Raw genomic sequence first — 19,166 nt, forward strand, 5'->3', positions numbered from 1 at the left:
AAATATTATGAAAAAGTTATTTTTAATAAGTACAGCAATAATTTTCGCATTATTAACCAGTTGCCGGAGTGATTCAGATTCAAACTCTGATCAACTCATGCTTACTGGAAATTGGCGACCAGATAAAATTGTATCTGTTGCAACTGAAAATGGCAACAGTACAACAACCACAATTGTCACGAACGATTGTCAGAAAAAAGGAAGGTTGCTATTTAACAACAATGCGACTGGTAACGCAACTTACTGGGACGATGCAACCGGGACTTGTGCCGTAGCGCTAAATTTAGATTTTGCGTACACTTATAATCCAGATACCAAACTATTTACGATTACCATCAATAACAACACAATGGAAGGTGTAGTTTCGACCTTGACGAATACTAATTTAGTCGTTAATTATGTGGATCGGAGCAACCCAGCAATTGTAAATAAAGTGGAGATTTCTGCGACCAAAGTGGCAAACTAATTTCTCGATTTTTATTAAAGAATAGTCCTCATGTAATTAGGTGAGGATTTTTTCATTTCAAAACCTTAAATTTGTGACTTATATAAATTTAAGAATGTTTTACGACCATCAATCGATCGAAAAAAAGTGGCAGAAATTCTGGGAAGAAAATCAAACCTACAAAACTGATAATACAACCGATAAACCAAAATTTTATGTTTTGGATATGTTTCCTTATCCGTCTGGAGCAGGTTTACATGTTGGACATCCGTTAGGGTATATCGCTTCAGATATTTATGCGAGATATAAAAGACATCAGGGATTTAATGTTTTGCATCCGATTGGATATGATTCATTTGGTCTTCCCGCAGAACAATATGCGATTCAAACAGGTCAACATCCTGCGGTAACAACGGAAGAAAACATTACGAGATATGAACAGCAAATGCGTAAAATTGGTTTTTCATTTGACTGGAGTCGTGAGGTGAGAACTTCAGACTCTTCCTATTATAAATGGACGCAATGGATCTTTATTCAGCTTTTTGATTCATGGTATAATATATCGACTGATAAAGCAGAACCAATTTCAAATTTGATTCAACATTTTGAAAATTATGGAACTCAAAATTTATCAGCAGTTCAAAACGATCAATTAAATTTTACGTCAGAAGAGTGGAAGAACGCTTCTGAATTAGATCAACAAGATATTTTGTTAAACTACCGTTTGGCTTATCGAGCAGAAACGACGGTAAATTGGTGTCCGGGTTTAGGAACAGTTTTGGCAAATGATGAGGTAAAAGAGGGTAAATCTGAACGTGGAGGATATCCCGTTTTCCAAAAGAAAATGATGCAGTGGAGCATGCGGATTACTGCATATTCAGAAAGATTATTGCAAGGTTTAAATAATTTAGATTGGCCACAACCTTTGAAAGATGCCCAACAATATTGGATTGGTAAATCTCAGGGAGCGCAAGTTACATTTGATGTCCTCACCCCAACCCTCTCCAACGGAGAGGGAGCAAAGTCTATTCAAAATGAAAAACCACGTTTTTTAACAGGAGGGGACAATTCCAAAATACTTTTACAACATGCAAAAAGCATGAGAAAAGATTCCACGGCAGCAGAAGAGATTTTGTGGCAGGCATTAAGGAATCGAAATCTAGGAGATAAATTTAGAAGACAACATTTGATTGAAGATTATATTGTTGATTTTGTTTGTTTAGAGAAAAAGTTAGTAATTGAAGTAGATGGTGAATATCATAATATAGAAGAGCAGAAAGAAGCGGATGATTTGAGAACGCAATATTTAGAGTTTTTTGGGTTTAATATCATTCGTTTTTCAAATTTTGAAGTTGAAGAACAAATTGAATCTGTTTTAGAAAAAATTAAATTAAAATTAGAATCCCAATCTAACTCCCTCTCCTCTGGAGAGGGTCGGGGTGAGGATAATTCGAAGGTAGTTGCAGAAAAGATTTCAGTATTCACCACACGCCCCGACACTATTTTCGGTGCAACCTTTATGGTTTTAGCACCCGAAAATCCTTTGGTTAAAAGCTTGACGATTGAAGGTCAAAAAGAAGAAGTTGAAAATTATATTGAACAAACTTCGAAGAAAACGGAGCGTGATCGTATGGCAGATGTGAAGAACGTCAGTGGTGCGTTCACCGGAAGTTATGCTTTGAATCCGTTTACCAGTCAGAAAATGCCGATTTACATTTCGGATTATGTTTTAATGGGTTATGGGACGGGAGCAGTGATGGCCGTTCCTGCGCATGACGATCGCGATCATCGTTTTGCAAAGAAATTCAGTTTGCCGATTGTTAATGTGATTGAAAATGACCAGGATATTCAAGAAGAATCATTTGATTCAAAAGATTCGGTTTGTGTCAATTCAGAATTTTTGAACGGTTTAAAATATGATGACGCCAAAACTTTAATAATTTCTGAAATAGAAAAGAAAAATATTGGTCACGGAACAACAAATTACAGACAAAGGGATGCCATTTTCTCCCGTCAAAGATATTGGGGAGAGCCAGTTCCAGTTTATTATAAAGAAGGAATGCCTTATACTTTGCCGATTTCTGCTTTGCCCTTGGAGCTTCCAGAAGTTGAAAAATATTTGCCGACCGAAGATGGAGATCCGCCTTTAGGAAACGCTAAAACGTTTGGTTGGGATGAAGCGAATCAGAAAGTAGTATCTACTGATTTAATAAATAATGAAACGGTATTTCATTTAGAATTATCGACAATGCCAGGTTGGGCAGGAAGTTCTTGGTATTTCTTAAGATACATGGACCCGAACAATGAAGGAGTTTTCACAGATAAAAATCTGTCGGATTATTGGGGACAGGTGGATTTATATATTGGCGGAAGCGAACATGCAACAGGGCATTTACTCTATTCCCGTTTTTGGAATATGTTTATGAAAGACCGAGGTTATATCAGTCATGAAGAGCCGTTTAAAAAACTCATTAACCAAGGAATGATTTTGGGAATGAGTGCATATGTTTTCAGAATTGAAGGGACCAATCAATATGTTTCTAAAAGTTTAGCAAAAGATTATCAAGTACAAAAAATCCATGTTGATGTTTCACTTTTAAAAGGTGGAACGGATGAACTTGATACGGATGCTTTTAAAAGTTGGCGTTCAGAATACGCAGATGCTGAATTTATATTCGAAAGTGGGAAAAGCTCCCTTTCCTCTGAAGAGGGTTGGGGTGAGGAAAAATACATTACCGAGCGGGAAGTAGAAAAAATGTCCAAATCAAAATACAATGTGGTCAATCCAGATGATATTTGTGATGAGTTCGGAGCAGATTGCCTGCGTTTATATGAAATGTTTTTAGGACCTTTAGAGCAATCAAAACCTTGGAATACGCAAGGCTTAAGTGGCGTTTATGGTTTCTTGAAAAAGTTCTATAATCTTTATTTTAATGGAGATGATTTTGAGGTTTCAGAAGAAGAACCTACCAAAGAAGAATTTAAAATTCTTCATACTTTAATTAATAAAGTGGTTACGGATATTGATCACTTTTCTTTCAACACCTCCGTCTCTCAGTTTATGATTGCGGTGAACGAACTGCAGAAAATAAAAAGTAATAAAAGAGAAATTCTAGAGCCGCTAGCCGTGATCGTTTCACCGTATGCACCTCATATTGCTGAAGAGTTATGGAATAAATTAGGACATACAGAATCTATTGAATTTGCATCGTTCCCGGTATTTGAAGAGAAGTATTTGGTGGAGAATGAAATCGAATATCCAGTAAGCTTCAATGGCAAAATGCGATTTAAATTACGTCTCGCTGCTGAATTGTCGGTTCCTGAAATACAGTCAATTATTTTAGAAGACAATCGGACAAAAGAACAATTACAGGGAAATAATCCCAAAAAAGTAATCATTGTCCCAAAAAAAATAATTAATATTGTTTTTTAAAGTTTGAATATTTTAAAATATTTGATAGAATAATCTAAAAAAAGTACGTCCTATTTTTATTGAATTTTTAAGGGTTTTTTCAGAAGGTCTATATTATAGATAATTTTAACCTTGAATTTTAATGATATATGAATGTTAAGAAGCCTTAACATGTCAAAAAAATAGTGGCATTACAGATGAAGTACTTGCATTATTAAATATTTTAACTTTATTTTACAACTCGAAAAATTTAAAAAAATAACAATTTATAATTTAGTTTAGTATGGAAATGAATGTTTCAAACAACGAGGAGCAAATAGTTGCTAAAAAGTTAGGGGGATTAAATCCTATTTTAATTATTCCGATTCTAATCGTTATAGGTATCGCTATCTATATATTCGTATTGGGTAATCCAGGTAATTTTAAAGCTGATCCAAGACTTGAAGGTCTTTCTTCTGTAGCGTTTTCTGGTTTAGAAACCAAAGAATTACATCCTGGAGATGGATTTATGGGAATTATATACATGGGTGGACCAATTGTACCTATCCTTATTTCTTTTATGATTATCGTAATCGTATTCTCTATTGAGAGAGCTTTGGTTTTAGGGAAAGCTACTGGAAAAGGAAACATTGATAATTTTGTTTTAACTGTAAGAAGATTATTGAACCAAAATAAAATTGATGAAGCATTGGAAGAATGTGACAGACAGGAAGGTTCAATCGGAAATGTAGTAAAAGAAGGTTTAACTACCTATAAAGCACTTTCTAACGACACTACTTTAAGTAAGGAGCAGAAAATGGTTGCATTAAATAAGGCAATTGAAGAAGCTACAACATTAGAAATGCCAATGTTAGAGAAAAACATGATGGTACTATCTACGTTAGGTACTGTTGCAACATTAGTAGCACTATTAGGAACGGTAATCGGGATGATTAAAGCATTTAGTGCTTTAGGTTCAGGCGGTGGAACACCAGATTCAGCTGCATTGTCAATCGGTATTTCTGAGGCGTTAGTTAATACGGCTTTAGGTATTGGTACATCTGCAGTTGCGATTATTCTTTACAACTATTTTACTTCTAAAATTGACGGTTTAACGTTCAAAATTGACGAAATCGCAATGTCTATTCAGCAGTCTTTTGCAGAATTCCACTAAGAATTATTGTAAAGATTGGAGGTTGTTGATTTCAACGAATCTCAAAAAACAGAAGTTTAATAAAAAATAATTTACAATGGCGAGAGTCAAACCAAAAAGACATAATATAAGGGTAGATATGACGGCCATGACCGATGTATCATTTCTACTCCTTACGTTCTTTATCCTCACGGCTCAGTTTGCAAAACCTGATATCGAGACGATAACCACGCCATCTTCTATATCTGAAAAGCTTCTTCCTGATGCAAGTTTGATGACTATATTAAGTACAACAGACGGAAGATTCTATTTTACACCAGTGGAAAACGGAACAGAGCGTATTGCTTTGTTAGATAAAATGGGAGAGAAGTATGGTATGAAATTTACTGACAAAGAAAAAGTTGCTTTTTCTAATGCGCAGTCAATTGGAGTTCCCATGAATCAACTGAAAGGATTCTTGGATCTGTCAGATGAAGACCGTAAAGCCTTCAAAAGCAAAACGGGAATTCCTATGGATAGTACGAATAAACAATTAATCGACTGGGTTCAACAAAGTTTAGCCGTAAACCCTGATTATAAACTGGCGATAAAAGGTGATACTGAAACCAAGTACCCAAAAGTTAAATCATTATTTGAAGGATTGAGAGATATAGACTTCTTGAAATTCTGGTTAATAACAAGTCAGGAAACGGCACAATAATTAAGAAATGGCAGAAGTACAAGTAAAAGACAACGGCGGAAAAGGCGGAAAGGTACGCTCTAAAAAGCAAGTGCCTCACGTAGATTTAACCCCCATGGTGGATTTGGCGTTCCTTTTGATCACCTTCTTTATGTTAGTGACTACTTTTAACAAACCGAATGTGATGGATTTAGGTCTTCCGGCGAAACCGAAAAAAGACCAACCAAAACCAGAAGATACTCAGATTGATTTATCAAACTCTATTTCATTAATTATAGGGAAAGACAATAGAATTTTTTATCATCAGTTAGACCAGGCAGGATTGAACGATCAAACCTTACAGGAAACTAGTTTTGATAGAAATGGGATTACGAAAGTAATCGAGCAGGCAAAAGCCAGAGCGAAAGATGGAACCATATTTACGGTTATTATTAAGCCAACGGACGATGCGGTATATAAGAATTTTGTAGATATTCTAGATGAAATGGCAATTACCAAAAATGAGCGATATGGGGTGACCGATATTAAACCTTGGGAACAGGCTATTTATGAAAGAAAAGTAGGTGGTGCGGCAGCTCCGGCAGAAAGTCCTACCAACTAAAATACTACTTTTAATATTTAAAAGAAAGAATAATGGCAGATGAAAACACTTACAATAGTAGTCCAGGATTGGATGAGATTGTATTTGAAAATAGAAATAAAGCGTATGGAGCCTATAATTTAAGAACAAATTATAGATCAATACTAACTAAGTCTTTCATTCTAGGAACAATTTTATTCTTAGTGGTTGCCATTGCACCATTTGTGATAATGAAAATTAAGCAAATGAATGCAAAGGAGGCGCAAGAAGTAAATGCGAACCTAATTGATATTATCCCTGATGAAGAGATAATTATCGAAGAGAAGAAAGAAGAGGAACCACCTCCACCAGAAGTGAAAGAGGAACCCAAACAAGAGGTAATTCAGAATGTTGTTCCAGAACCGGTAAAAGCACCAAAGATTGAAACGCCTCCGCCACCAATCACAAAGCAGTTGGAAACAACTACTGGATTAGTATCTCAGGAAGGGGTTAAAACTCCAGCGTATACACCGCCGCCGCCACCTCCTTCAACAGGAAAGGTACAGACGGTAGAGGTTAAGCCACAGGTTTCAGCAACACAAGTCTATACAGAAGTAGAGCAGTTAGCGGAATTTCCTGGAGGGATCAATGCATTTAGAAGTAAAGTCGGTAACAGTTTTGACACTTCTGCAATGAGTGGAGATGAAGGAACTGTAAAAACTGAGATCACCTTCGTTGTAGAAAGAGATGGTTCAATTACAGATGTGAAAGCAAATGGATCCAATAAGGATTTTAATGCGGAAGCAATCCGTACAGTAAAGTCCGTTAAAAATAAATGGGCTCCTGCAAAGATTAATGGTACACCTGTTAGATACAGATATAGATTGCCATTAACAATGAACTTTGAATAAATAGAAGTGATCATATCGTAGAAAAGAGAAGCATTTGCTTCTCTTTTTTATTTTTTTTGTAGTTTTGTGAAATATGATTTTTAATTGGTTGTCAGTTGTTGCTGGTTTTTTTTACGTATTGCTTGGAATAGTAGTGATCGTATATAAATTTTTTGTAATATTTTTAGAACCTCGTATTGCTTATGCCTTAGGGGCTCTTTTAATTTTTTATGGAATTTTTCGAATAGTGCGTGCAATTTATAGAATACGAGAAAGCAAGAATGAAGAATAGATTTTTAGTATTATTATGTTTTTTTACATTGATTTATTCCTGTAATAAAAAAACACATACAGTAGATAGTCCGCAACAAGGAAATATTACGATCGCCACTGACGAGTCTTTTAAAAGTTTGGCAGAAGCACTCACTGATCGATATATGGCCCTTTATCCCGAGACTAAAATTAACTTGAAAATAGAGAAGGAAGATCTGGGTCTATTAGATTTACTTGATAATAAGGTTAAAGTGATTGTTATGTCTCGAGATCTTTCCGAACAAGAAAAGAAAGCTTATAAAGATAAAGTGGATTTGGATTTGATTATTTCAAATTTTGCTGCGGACGCAGTACTATTTGTTGTTCCTAAAAATTCTCCCAAAGAAAGTATTACCATAGAAGAACTTAAGGAAGAACTCAAAAGTGATAAAAAAAATATTATTTTTGATGGAAATAATTCCAGTAATCTAAATTTTGTTGCACAGAAATTAAATACGGTTCCAAACAATCTGAAATTCTCTATTATTAGTGGAAATAAGAATTTGATCTCACAGCTGGATAATTTTCCTGGGAAAATTGGAGTGGTAAGTTTGAATACATTCAGTAGACCGTATGATCCTGAATCTGAAAATTTACGTAATGCTGTAAAAGTTCTTAAAGTGGTCGATGGTGAAAAATCCTTCGAACCAACATTGCAAAATCTTGCTAGGGGAACATATCCATTTACCAGAATTTTATATTTCATAAGTAATGAGAAATATTTTGGTCTTGGAAGTGGATTTATTCGTTTCTCCTGTACCCAACTTGGCCAAATTGTTGTTGCCAAGGAAGGATTACAACCTTATCATATTTTTAAGAGAGAGGTCCAGATTCGTTAATTTTTATTAATGTTTACCGGTTTTTAGATCTTAAACAGAAAATGGTACAGTAATTGGGTGAAAAATGATGATAATTAATTTAACTAATAAACAATTTAAAATGAAAGATATAATGAATTTGACGAAGAAAATTGCCTTCGGGGTTTCAGTGGGTTTCTTGACTAACTTTGCGTATGGCCAAACGTTACAAGAAGGGATTAATAGTGCAGATAGTCACAAATATGCGCAAGCAAGAGAAGTTTTTAGCCAAATGATTGAAAAATCTGCAACCAGTGAAAACTATTTCTATTTAGGAAACTCTTATTTAACTCAGTTTGAGCCTAACTTTGATAAAGCTCAGGAATATTTTACGAAAGGTTTAGAAGCAGATAAGAAAAGCTATTTAAATAAAATTGGTCTTGCATCAATAAAACTTGGAAAAGGAAACAAGGCAGCAGTTGGTGAGATTCTTGGGATTGTAAAAGATTCCCGTGAAAAAGATCCTGATGTTTTGTATAGAGCAGCAGAAGCTTTAACGATATTCGGAGGTGATTCGAATGCAGATACTGCAATTGATTTATTGAATAAAGCGATCCAAAAATCTGCAAAGAAAGGAACGCCAGCACACTACTACTATACGTTAGGAGATGCATACCGTTTGAAGTTGACCAACAGTCCACAGGTAGCAGGATCAGCAATGACTGCATATGAGAAAGCTTTGCCAAGTGCTAGAAATAAAGCATCTGTATTTACAAGAATCGGAACACTTTGGATGCAAGCTCAGCAGTGGAAACCTGCAAAAGAAAATATTGATAAAGCAATTGCTTCTGATGCAACTTATGCACCAGCGTATAAAGCAAAAGCAGCATATGATATCAGATATCAGCAAAATGCTTTAGCAACTCAGGATTTAATTAACTATGCGAAATATGCAGATGAAGATACAGATACGCAGTTAGAAATTTCTAAGTTATTCTTCACCAATGAAGATTACGAAAACTCTAAAATGTATTTGGATAAAGTATTTGATAAAGTAGAAGATCCAATCAAATATAAGCTAAGAGCGTATCTTCAATATGCAGATGGTGATTATGCAGCAGCCAAAACAAGTATAGATATGTTCGTTTCTAAAGCAGAGAAAACGAGAGTCTTGGCGGCGGACGAAGGATTGCAAGGTTTAATTGCAGCAGGTTTAGCTCAAAAAGAAACTGATGCAACGAAAAAAGCAGCTCTTCTTGCAGAATCTCAGAAAAAAATTGCTTTAGCGAAAGCAGCTAAAGACGAAACCATGAAATGGGATGAGGAATTAGTGAAAATAAAAGGAGGTGGAGCAGTTAATCAAGCTGCAGTAGATGCAGGTGCTACGAGTCCCGCGATTGAAGCATTGAAGAAGCAAGTTGCTGAAAAACCTCAGGATACTGATGCTCTTTTTAAACTGGCAAATGCTTATCAAGAAGTTAAAAACTGGAATGGGGCTATTCATTCTTGGCAGAAGATGAGTGGATTGTTGCCGGATTGGGCACCCGCTTATTATAGTCAAGGTTATGCACAGCAGCAAGCGGGGAATACCGATCTTGCAGTGATAGGTTATGAAAAATATATTACTACTGTAAAACCAGCAGAAGTAGAAAGCAATAAAGAAACATTATCATATGCGTATTTTGCAGTTGCCTACTTATCCAAAGATAAAGATTTGGAGAAAGCTAAAGATTATGTGAATAAATCAGTAATCTTAAATCCAACTTACAAAGATGCAATTAATCTAAAAGCTGAATTGAGTAAGTAAGACCTTATATTAATAAGAGTCCCATTCGAAAGAGTGGGATTTTTTTTGCTCTAAATACATGTTATACGCACGTTGATAATGTCCGTCAAGTTGCTCTTTTTTTAGATTTATTATATATTATATAGAATACCGCGATCAATTGCCATCATTCTTGTCCGGTTTTCGCTATTTCTTTTTTTAGTTACAGGACGTAATCTTCAAGTCCAGGCGGGGTTATATTTAGTGTTCTGCACCCTGTCATTCCCTGAGAGGTGGTGATAGGCTGGAGGATATTTACGGGTATTCTTATTTGGTGGAGTGCTAGTAATTAAAGATTACAGCTAATAAAATCTCAGTTTGAGATAAAGTGGATAACTTTTATCGGTTTGCATTGTGTGGATATTCAATCTCTTAGGGTATTAATTATGCACAAGAATAAAATAAGGTTGTTATTAAGTTGTGAGATATGATAAGTAGGATTACATTTGCACCACTCTAAAAAACAGAGTAGCGAAGTAGATCAGATAGCTAATAATTAGGAATAGAATAAAGGATTAATTTTTTTTATTTTGTTTTAAAAAAAGCTTGTCGATTAAAATAAAGTTATTATCTTTGCAATCCCAAATCGAAAGAAAGGGGAAGCGAAGATGAGCAGATTGAATGATAGAGAAGGGAGGAAATAGTTTAAAAAAACTTTAAAATTTCTTTAAAAAACATTTGGTCAATTAGAAATAAGTTTATACTTTTGCACTCGCAATTCGGGATTAACGACAGAAAGAGATTCCGGAGTACTGCGAGAAGAATAGAGATCATTGACATATAAATAACAACCAAGAAATTAAGGAAAAACAAAGCGTCAATAACTTTGAGTGAGTCAGACAAACATACAATGGAGAGTTTGATCCTGGCTCAGGATGAACGCTAGCGGGAGGCCTAACACATGCAAGCCGAGCGGTATTTGTCTTTCGGGACAGAGAGAGCGGCGTACGGGTGCGTAACACGTGTGCAACCTACCTTTATCAGGAGGATAGCCTTTCGAAAGGAAGATTAATACTCCATAATATATAGACAGGCATCTGTTTATATTGAAAACTCCGGTGGATAGAGATGGGCACGCGCAAGATTAGATAGTTGGTGAGGTAACGGCTCACCAAGTCATTGATCTTTAGGGGTCCTGAGAGGGAGATCCCCCACACTGGTACTGAGACACGGACCAGACTCCTACGGGAGGCAGCAGTGAGGAATATTGGACAATGGGTGAAAGCCTGATCCAGCCATCCCGCGTGAAGGATGACGGTCCTACGGATTGTAAACTTCTTTTGTATAGGGATAAACCTAGATACGTGTATCTAGCTGAAGGTACTATACGAATAAGCACCGGCTAACTCCGTGCCAGCAGCCGCGGTAATACGGAGGGTGCAAGCGTTATCCGGATTTATTGGGTTTAAAGGGTCCGCAGGCGGGCCGATAAGTCAGTGGTGAAATCTCATAGCTTAACTATGAAACTGCCGTTGATACTGTCGGTCTTGAGTAAATTAGAGGTAGCTGGAATAAGTAGTGTAGCGGTGAAATGCATAGATATTACTTAGAACACCAATTGCGAAGGCAGGTTACCATGATTTAACTGACGCTGAGGGACGAAAGCGTGGGGAGCGAACAGGATTAGATACCCTGGTAGTCCACGCCGTAAACGATGCTAACTCGTTTTTGGGGCTTCGGCTTCAGAGACCAAGCGAAAGTGATAAGTTAGCCACCTGGGGAGTACGTTCGCAAGAATGAAACTCAAAGGAATTGACGGGGGCCCGCACAAGCGGTGGATTATGTGGTTTAATTCGATGATACGCGAGGAACCTTACCAAGACTTAAATGGGAAATGACAGGTTTAGAAATAGATCCTTCTTCGGACATTTTTCAAGGTGCTGCATGGTTGTCGTCAGCTCGTGCCGTGAGGTGTTAGGTTAAGTCCTGCAACGAGCGCAACCCCTGTCACTAGTTGCTAACATTCAGTTGAGGACTCTAGTGAGACTGCCTACGCAAGTAGAGAGGAAGGTGGGGATGACGTCAAATCATCACGGCCCTTACGTCTTGGGCCACACACGTAATACAATGGCCGGTACAGAGGGCAGCTACACAGCGATGTGATGCAAATCTCGAAAGCCGGTCTCAGTTCGGATTGGAGTCTGCAACTCGACTCTATGAAGCTGGAATCGCTAGTAATCGCGCATCAGCCATGGCGCGGTGAATACGTTCCCGGGCCTTGTACACACCGCCCGTCAAGCCATGGAAGTTTGGGGTACCTGAAGTCGGTGACCGTAACAGGAGCTGCCTAGGGTAAAACAAGTAACTAGGGCTAAGTCGTAACAAGGTAGCCGTACCGGAAGGTGCGGCTGGAACATCTCATTTTAGAGCGTCTACAGGACGTTAAACAAAAAAGATACGCAAGTATCAGAGCACTTGCTCAAAGTTAGCTTTCGTTTTTCTTTATTTGGTTGCTATTTTATAATAAAACATACCCACTAGGATTAGTATCAAGGGATAAGAGATAATTAAAAGTTATTAATTAATAATTATTAATTAGAGAGAGTCTCGTAGCTCAGCTGGTTAGAGCGCTACACTGATAATGTAGAGGTCGGCAGTTCGAGCCTGCCCGAGACTACTAATAATAAGACGGGAAGATCATAGAAAAAAGATAAAAGACGATTATTAGTCTTTACTCTTTATTCTTTAGTCTCCAGGTCTGGAACTAGCGGGGAATTAGCTCAGTTGGCTAGAGCGCCTGCCTTGCACGCAGGAGGTCAAGGGTTCGACTCCCTTATTCTCCACAATATTGTACAAATTAAAATGTGCAATGTAAAGAGTACTTAAAATAGTACGAAAAGTTGTAGAGATACAACGAAACGCTTCGGAAAGAAGCAAGAATAGAAGATATTTATAATACAGAATAGAATTATGCCGAAAGGAGGCAAAACGACCTAAGGAATTAGGGAGTTTGATAGGATCGAACCTATCTTATTCACAGTTTTGAAGGACTGATTTAAAAGTTACGGATGGAGCCAAAAACACATCTGTTCATCAGTATTACAAAAAGAGATAAGATCATTGACATTAACGATAAGAACATCACAAAGAGAAAACCGAGCACTTTCGAGTGCCGAGTTTAAATAAAACTAGTCTTAACACTTAGGTGTTAGACAAAAAACTGAACTAATATATTATTAGGAAAGAAATCGTTAAGGGCGTATGGCGGATGCCTAGGCTTTCAGAGGCGAAGAAGGACGTGGTAAGCTGCGAAAAGCTGCGGGGATCGGCACACACGAATTGATCCGCAGATGTCCGAATGGGGCAACCCGGCTGGTTGAAGACCAGTCACTCTAAATTTATTTAGAGAGCAAACCCGGAGAACTGAAACATCTAAGTACCCGGAGGAAAAGAAATCGAAGAGATTCCGTAAGTAGCGGCGAGCGAAAGCGGATTAGCCCAAAAGCTTTTATATGTTTAATAGAATGTTCTGGAAAGAACAGCCATAGAGGGTGATAGCCCCGTATATGAAAGGCATATTTGAGTGATAAATGAGTAGGGCGGGACACGTGAAATCCTGTTTGAATATGGGGGGACCATCCTCCAAGGCTAAATACTCCTGAAAGACCGATAGTGAACAAGTACTGTGAAGGAAAGGTGAAAAGCACTTCGAATAGAAGGGTGAAAGAGAACCTGAAACCGTACGCCTACAAGCGGTCGGAGCCCACAAGTTGGGTGACGGCGTGCCTTTTGCATAATGAGCCTACGAGTTAATTTTACTAGCGAGCTTAAGTACTTCAGGTACGGAGGCGGAGCGAAAGCGAGTCTGAATAGGGCGCTTAGTTAGTAGGATTAGACGCGAAACCTTGTGATCTACCCATGGGCAGGTTGAAGCTTTGGTAACACAAAGTGGAGGACCGAACCGGTTGACGTTGAAAAGTCTTCGGATGACTTGTGGGTAGGGGTGAAAGGCCAATCAAACTGGGAGATAGCTCGTACTCCCCGAAATGCATTTAGGTGCAGCGTTGCGACAAGTTTATTAGAGGTAGAGCTACTGATTGGATGCGGGGGAGTCAAATCCTACCAATTCCTGACAAACTCCGAATGCTAATAAATGTTTCGCAGCAGTGAGGGCATGGGTGCTAAGGTCCATGTCCGAGAGGGAAAGAACCCGGACCAACAGCTAAGGTCCCCAAATCTATACTAAGTTGAAATAACGCGGTTGAACTGCATTGACAGCTAGGATGTTGGCTTGGAAGCAGCCATTCATTTAAAGAGTGCGTAACAGCTCACTAGTCGAGCGGTTCGGCATGGATAATAATCGGGCATAAGTATAGTACCGAAGCTATGGATTTATAATTTTGAATTATATCTGGTAGGGGAGCATTCTGTTTGCACAGAAGCAGTATCGTGAGATGTTGTGGAGCGGACAGAAAAGAAAATGTAGGCATAAGTAACGATAAAGCGGGCGAGAAACCCGCTCACCGAAAGACTAAGGTTTCCTCAGCCATGCTAATCAGCTGAGGGTTAGTCGGGACCTAACGCGAACCCGAAAGGGGAAGTGGATGGACATAGGGTTAATATTCCCTAACTTGCTCACACTAAAAAGGGGACGGAGTGCCGTACTTACTGGAGACTGACGGAATAGTCAAGACCTAGCCTTCGGGCGAAGTTGTTGTAGGGAAAGTGCTTCCAAGAAAAGCCGAAGTGAAGCAACCCGTACCAAAACCGACACAGGTAGTCGAGGAGAGAATCCTAAGGTGCTAGAGTGAATCATGGTTAAGGAACTAGGCAAAATAGTCTCGTAACTTCGGAAGAAGGGACGCCAGCAGCAATGCTGGCCTCAGTAAAGAGGCCCAGGCGACTGTTTATCAAAAACACAGGACTCTGCTAAATCGAAAGATGCTGTATAGGGTCTGACACCTGCCCGGTGCTGGAAGGTTAAGGAAGGTTGTTAGCGTAAGCGAAGCAATTAACTGAAGCCCCAGTAAACGGCGGCCGTAACTATAACGGTCCTAAGGTAGCGAAATTCCTTGTCGGGTAAGTTCCGACCTGCACGAATGGTGTAACGATCTGGGCACTGTCTCAACCATGAGCTCTGTGAAATTGTAGTCTCGGTGAAGATGCCGAGTACCCGCAATGGGACGAAAAGACCCTGTGAACCTTTACTATAACTTCGTATTGACTTTGAATAAACAATGTGTAGGATAGGTGGGAGGCTTTGAAGCTGGCACGCTAGTGTCGGTGGAGCCAATGTTGAAATACCACCCTTTGTTTATTTGGAGCCTAACTTCTCACAAGGAAGGACACTGCGTGGTGGGTAGTTTGACTGGGGTGGTCGCCTCCAAAAGAGTAACGGAGGCTTTCAAAGGTACCCTCAGCACGCTTGGTAACCGTGCGTAGAGTGTAATGGCATAAGGGTGCTTGACTGTGAGACCTACAAGTCGATCAGGTGCGAAAGCAGGACATAGTGATCCGGTGGTTCCGTATGGAAGGGCCATCGCTCATAGGATAAAAGGTACTCCGGGGATAACAGGCTAGTCTCCCCCAAGAGCTCATATCGACGGGGAGGTTCGGCACCTCGATGTCGGCTCGTCACATCCTGGGGCTGGAGAAGGTCCCAAGGGTTGGGCTGTTCGCCCATTAAAGTGGCACGCGAGCTGGGTTCAGAACGTCGTGAGACAGTTCGGTCTCTATCTATTGCGGGCGTTAGATGTTTGAGAGGGCTTGAATCTAGTACGAGAGGACCGATTTGAACAAACCTCTGGTGTATCAGTTGTTCCGCCAGGAGCACCGCTGAGTAGCTACGTTTGGAAAGGATAAGCACTGAAAGCATATAAGTGCGAAACCTGCCTCAAGATGAGACATCTTTTAAGGGTCGTTGGAGATGACAACGTTGATAGGCTATAGGTGTAAAGGCAGTAATGTCATAGCCGAGTAGTACTAATTACCCGTAGATTTATTGCCTAATTAAGGCACTCGACAGTGCAACAAGGTTTGCTCTTTGTGAACGTTTTTATCGATTTTTTTAGTTAGACTAAAAGAACCAAGATTAAAGAAGCAAGACACTTATGTCTTTTATCTTTCTTCTATTCTCTTTTATCTACTAATAACATATACTGTACATCCTTTTGTACAAAACAGCCTTTAGGGTGGTTTTAGCAGAGGGGCTCACCTGTTCCCATTCCGAACACAGAAGTTAAGCCCTCTAGCGCCGATGGTACTGCTAACGCGGGAGAGTAGGTCGCCGCCAGTTTTTTATCCGCCACGGCGGACACAGAAGCTCATCAATTTATTTTGATGAGCTTTTTTGTGCTATAAATTCAACGGAATTTTGAAAGGTTATAAGAATTTTTGAATAAGAGAGCAGAGTCTAAGATTCTAAGAAATACGAATAGATAATAGACGGAGGAACTTGCAATAGAACAGTTTAAGAATATACAGTTTAGTCGAAAATTTATTATACTATTTTTAATGATGAATTATCAATATTTTCATCTTTTAATGATCTGAATCTCGTCTAGAATGTATTGTATTTTGTCTGATGATACAGGGATTTGATAACCAAAATTTAATTCTAAACTACCACCATTAGACTTATTAAGTACAACAACGTTTTCTAAATTTACGATATAAGATTTATGAACTCTTAAAAAGCCATTATTGAAACAGAGAATATCTTCGAACTTACTTATCAATAGAATAATTAGAAAAATAGTAAGAGAAGTATTATTTGTCTTCCTTTTTTTCGTGAACTGAAAACCGCTTTTTGTAAACGGACTTCCAACTATATTAAAATTTGACAGATCTGGGTAGAAACTTTTCTTCGGTTTTTAATCGATGAGATAATCCTTTTTCCTTGATAAAGGAGTTGTAAGCTTCTTTGAAAGTTATATCTATTGTTTTTTTTATTAAACTTTTCTTGTGCTTTTTTCTCAGCTTCAATTTTTGCTTTGTCCAGTTTAGGCCATTCTGCATTTTTTTATTTTCAATCGCTCATTTATTTCATCAAGTTTTCGTTGATCTATTTTTGTTTGATGGTAATATTTCCATAATGTTTCAAATACTTTGTATATAGGCGCTCGCTTAATATCATCTTCATCTTCTACGTAAATAGGAACTGTTTCAATTTCTTCTTTTGTCTTAAAACCGATTCTCAATGCTACCGGAATTTTCTCGGTTTCTGTTCCATGAATTGAAACCAATTCTCCACCGTAAGGTTGCATTGAAATTACTTTTCTGAAATCAAATTTCACGGTATTTTTTATAGGTTTATCTTTCGAATCATAAGTATTGTAGGTAATTTCGAAAAACGATCCTGAAAAAGTTGGATAATATTTATTTTATTATCTTCGTAAATGTGTTGTTAATAGACTGTATATGAGGTAGGTCTATTCATAGAAATTAAAATATATTTAAAAAGTCTGGTAGAGATTGATACCTATTATCAGTTTTAAAACCGACTCAATATTCCCCAGTGAATTTTGGTGTCTCCGAATTTAATTGGATTTCCAAACTCGCTTCCGTTCGAGATCTGAAAACTCATCAATCCAATAGGCAAAATGAAATTAAAGCCTAAACCTAAACTGTAAATTTTGGGTTTTAGGTCCAAGTTTTTATTATGAATTTCTCCGTATTGACCAAAGATATCGAAGAAAGCTTGATCGCCAACCAAATATCGATATTCGGTCGTTCCGAAATAATAGAAATCTGCAAACAGAGAATTTTCATTAAAACCACGGAAGGAATTCCAACCACCAAAGCGCAATAGTTCATTGGTAGACAAAGTGTTTTTTGAGTTGATAAGAGCTGTTTGTCCTTGAAAATTCAAGTAATGATTTCCAGAAATATGAAAATTCCGTTCGGCAGAAAGAAAATATTGTGTTTGATTGGCATTGAGATCTTCTTTTGAGTAGTAGGTGTTGCTGTAACCCGCATCAGCGCTAATTCTGCTTCTGTACTGAAATAATTCTATGGTAGTTGGTTCAGTATAATCGTACCAAAGACCAATTCCTTTTTTACTGAAATCTCTCCCTTGAATATAAAGAGAATCCAAAACCGTAGAAGTCTCGATAGTTGCTCTTAATCCGATCCTTTGATTGCTTTTTAAATGAAGATAGAAAGCGGGTGTAAGTTTTACATTCGCATAAGTTGAATCCTGTCGAAAGATATTAACTTTAAAGTTTCCGCCAATATTAGATTTAAATAGGTACGGGATGTCGGTTTGCAAATCAAAAGTTTGTCCTTGATCTGGATTTCGTTGCCAAAAGAAATTTACTGTTTCAAAACCATTGAACATATTTCTAAAATTGAAATTGATACTTCCGTTGAAACTGAATTTTTCTGATTTATCATTTCCAAAACCAATTATTCCATCAAAACTGTTAGATTTCTTCTTTTGCAGAAATAAAAAAACTTGTGTAGAGTCTTTCGTAAATAATGTTTGTGGTGGCTTGTCGAGTGATAAAAATGGATGATTCTGCAATGATTGTCCCAATTTTATGAGCCTTGATTCCTGGTAAGTCTTTCCGGTATATTCCTTTTCTAAATTTTTAACGAAACGATTTGGAACTTTTTCGTATCCTTTAAAAACGAGTCCATCAATTTTTCGCTGATCACTTTTAATTACGGAGATTTCAACCTGGGGAATATCAGCTTTCATTCCTTTAAACTGAGATCTTATACGATTGAAAACAAAACCTTGGACTCGATAATTCTCATTGATTACTTTTTTTAATGAATCTAAATTTTTGGTAAAGAATTCCTTAGAATATTTGGAATCTTGTACAATATCATCCGAAAGTTTGACATGTGCTTTATTGTAGTTTCTTCCTTTGTTAAAGAAAATTTCAGTCAGTTTACCTTCCTGAATTACTTTTTCTACTTTGGTGAAATAGTAATAATTTTGAGTTAAAGAATCTAAAAATTTCACTGCAGAAACAGAATCCTTTGCCATTGTTTTCTTATTGGTCTGAATGTCAATCAGCCAATACTCTTTAACCTGCGCTTCAACTGAAACGCTGGTTAGTAAAATCAATAGATATAGGATTGTTTTCAATGAATTAATCTCTATGGTTGAACTCAATTTTATCTTATTTATTATGGAATAAGCGAGAATTTTTTATCTTTATAAAAT

The 19,166-nt window shown here is 37.7% G+C and carries 11 protein-coding genes, 2 tRNA genes and 3 rRNA genes; 13 read left to right on the forward strand and 3 right to left on the reverse strand.

All coding sequences use genetic code 11. The annotated features are described in order from the left end of the window. Positions 1–7: 7 nt before the first annotated feature. The 13 genes from FNJ88_RS08680 (at position 8) to rrf (ending at position 16,286) form a co-directional block, all read left to right on the forward strand. Positions 8–466 carry a lipocalin family protein gene (locus FNJ88_RS08680; protein ID WP_143852806.1) on the forward strand — a complete coding sequence of 153 codons (459 nt, stop codon included), beginning with the start codon at positions 8–10 and terminating at the stop codon, positions 464–466. A gap of 94 nt (positions 467–560) precedes the next feature. Continuing rightward, positions 561–3,878 carry a leucine--tRNA ligase gene (locus FNJ88_RS08685; protein WP_143852807.1) on the forward strand — a complete coding sequence of 1,106 codons (3,318 nt, stop codon included), beginning with the start codon at positions 561–563 and terminating at the stop codon, positions 3,876–3,878. Positions 3,879–4,140: 262 nt separating this feature from the next. After that, complete coding sequence (locus FNJ88_RS08690) at positions 4,141–5,010, forward strand: MotA/TolQ/ExbB proton channel family protein (protein ID WP_143852808.1); 870 nt, start codon at positions 4,141–4,143, stop codon at positions 5,008–5,010. A gap of 76 nt (positions 5,011–5,086) precedes the next feature. Next, entirely contained in the window at positions 5,087–5,689 is a 603-nt protein-coding gene (locus FNJ88_RS08695) for an ExbD/TolR family protein (RefSeq protein WP_143852809.1), read from the forward strand. Between the two features lie 7 nt (positions 5,690–5,696). Further along, positions 5,697–6,269, forward strand: a complete 573-nt coding sequence (locus FNJ88_RS08700) for an ExbD/TolR family protein (protein ID WP_143852810.1) — start codon at positions 5,697–5,699, stop codon at positions 6,267–6,269. A gap of 32 nt (positions 6,270–6,301) precedes the next feature. After that, entirely contained in the window at positions 6,302–7,138 is an 837-nt protein-coding gene (locus FNJ88_RS08705; protein ID WP_143852811.1) for an energy transducer TonB, read from the forward strand. Positions 7,139–7,398: 260 nt separating this feature from the next. Next, complete coding sequence (locus FNJ88_RS08715; protein WP_143852812.1) at positions 7,399–8,268, forward strand: PstS family phosphate ABC transporter substrate-binding protein; 870 nt, start codon at positions 7,399–7,401, stop codon at positions 8,266–8,268. 100 nt (positions 8,269–8,368) lie between these two features. Then, the gene (locus tag FNJ88_RS08720; RefSeq protein WP_143852813.1) at positions 8,369–10,033 is read left to right on the forward strand and encodes a tetratricopeptide repeat protein; all 1,665 of its coding nucleotides are present in this window, start codon (positions 8,369–8,371) and stop codon (positions 10,031–10,033) included. Between the two features lie 865 nt (positions 10,034–10,898). Further along, a 16S ribosomal RNA gene (locus FNJ88_RS08725) occupies positions 10,899–12,415 on the forward strand. A gap of 179 nt (positions 12,416–12,594) precedes the next feature. Then, positions 12,595–12,668, forward strand: a tRNA-Ile gene (locus FNJ88_RS08730). A gap of 92 nt (positions 12,669–12,760) precedes the next feature. After that, positions 12,761–12,834, forward strand: a tRNA-Ala gene (locus FNJ88_RS08735). Positions 12,835–13,232: 398 nt separating this feature from the next. After that, positions 13,233–15,997, forward strand: a 23S ribosomal RNA gene (locus tag FNJ88_RS08740). A 181-nt stretch (positions 15,998–16,178) separates the two neighbouring features. Continuing rightward, positions 16,179–16,286 (forward strand): 5S ribosomal RNA (gene rrf / locus FNJ88_RS08745). The 16S, 23S and 5S rRNA genes sit together here with 2 tRNA genes alongside, the layout of an rRNA operon. Positions 16,287–16,524: 238 nt before the next feature. Here the strand turns inward: rrf and FNJ88_RS14630 are convergent. The 3 genes from FNJ88_RS14630 to FNJ88_RS08760 all read right to left on the reverse strand — a co-directional run bounded on the left by FNJ88_RS14630 (position 16,525) and on the right by FNJ88_RS08760 (position 19,115). Next, positions 16,525–16,728: a LytTR family DNA-binding domain-containing protein gene (locus FNJ88_RS14630; protein ID WP_185145797.1), complete on the reverse strand. Its 204-nt coding sequence runs from the start codon at positions 16,726–16,728 to the stop codon at positions 16,525–16,527. A gap of 264 nt (positions 16,729–16,992) precedes the next feature. Beyond that, positions 16,993–17,286 carry a hypothetical protein gene (locus FNJ88_RS08755; protein WP_143852814.1) on the reverse strand — a complete coding sequence of 98 codons (294 nt, stop codon included), beginning with the start codon at positions 17,284–17,286 and terminating at the stop codon, positions 16,993–16,995. A 197-nt stretch (positions 17,287–17,483) separates the two neighbouring features. After that, positions 17,484–19,115 carry a hypothetical protein gene (locus tag FNJ88_RS08760; protein WP_317132168.1) on the reverse strand — a complete coding sequence of 544 codons (1,632 nt, stop codon included), beginning with the start codon at positions 19,113–19,115 and terminating at the stop codon, positions 17,484–17,486. Positions 19,116–19,166: the final 51 nt, after the last annotated feature.

The sequence above is a fragment of the Chryseobacterium sp. SNU WT5 genome (genome assembly GCF_007362475.1).
Lineage (GTDB): Bacteria > Bacteroidota > Bacteroidia > Flavobacteriales > Weeksellaceae > Kaistella.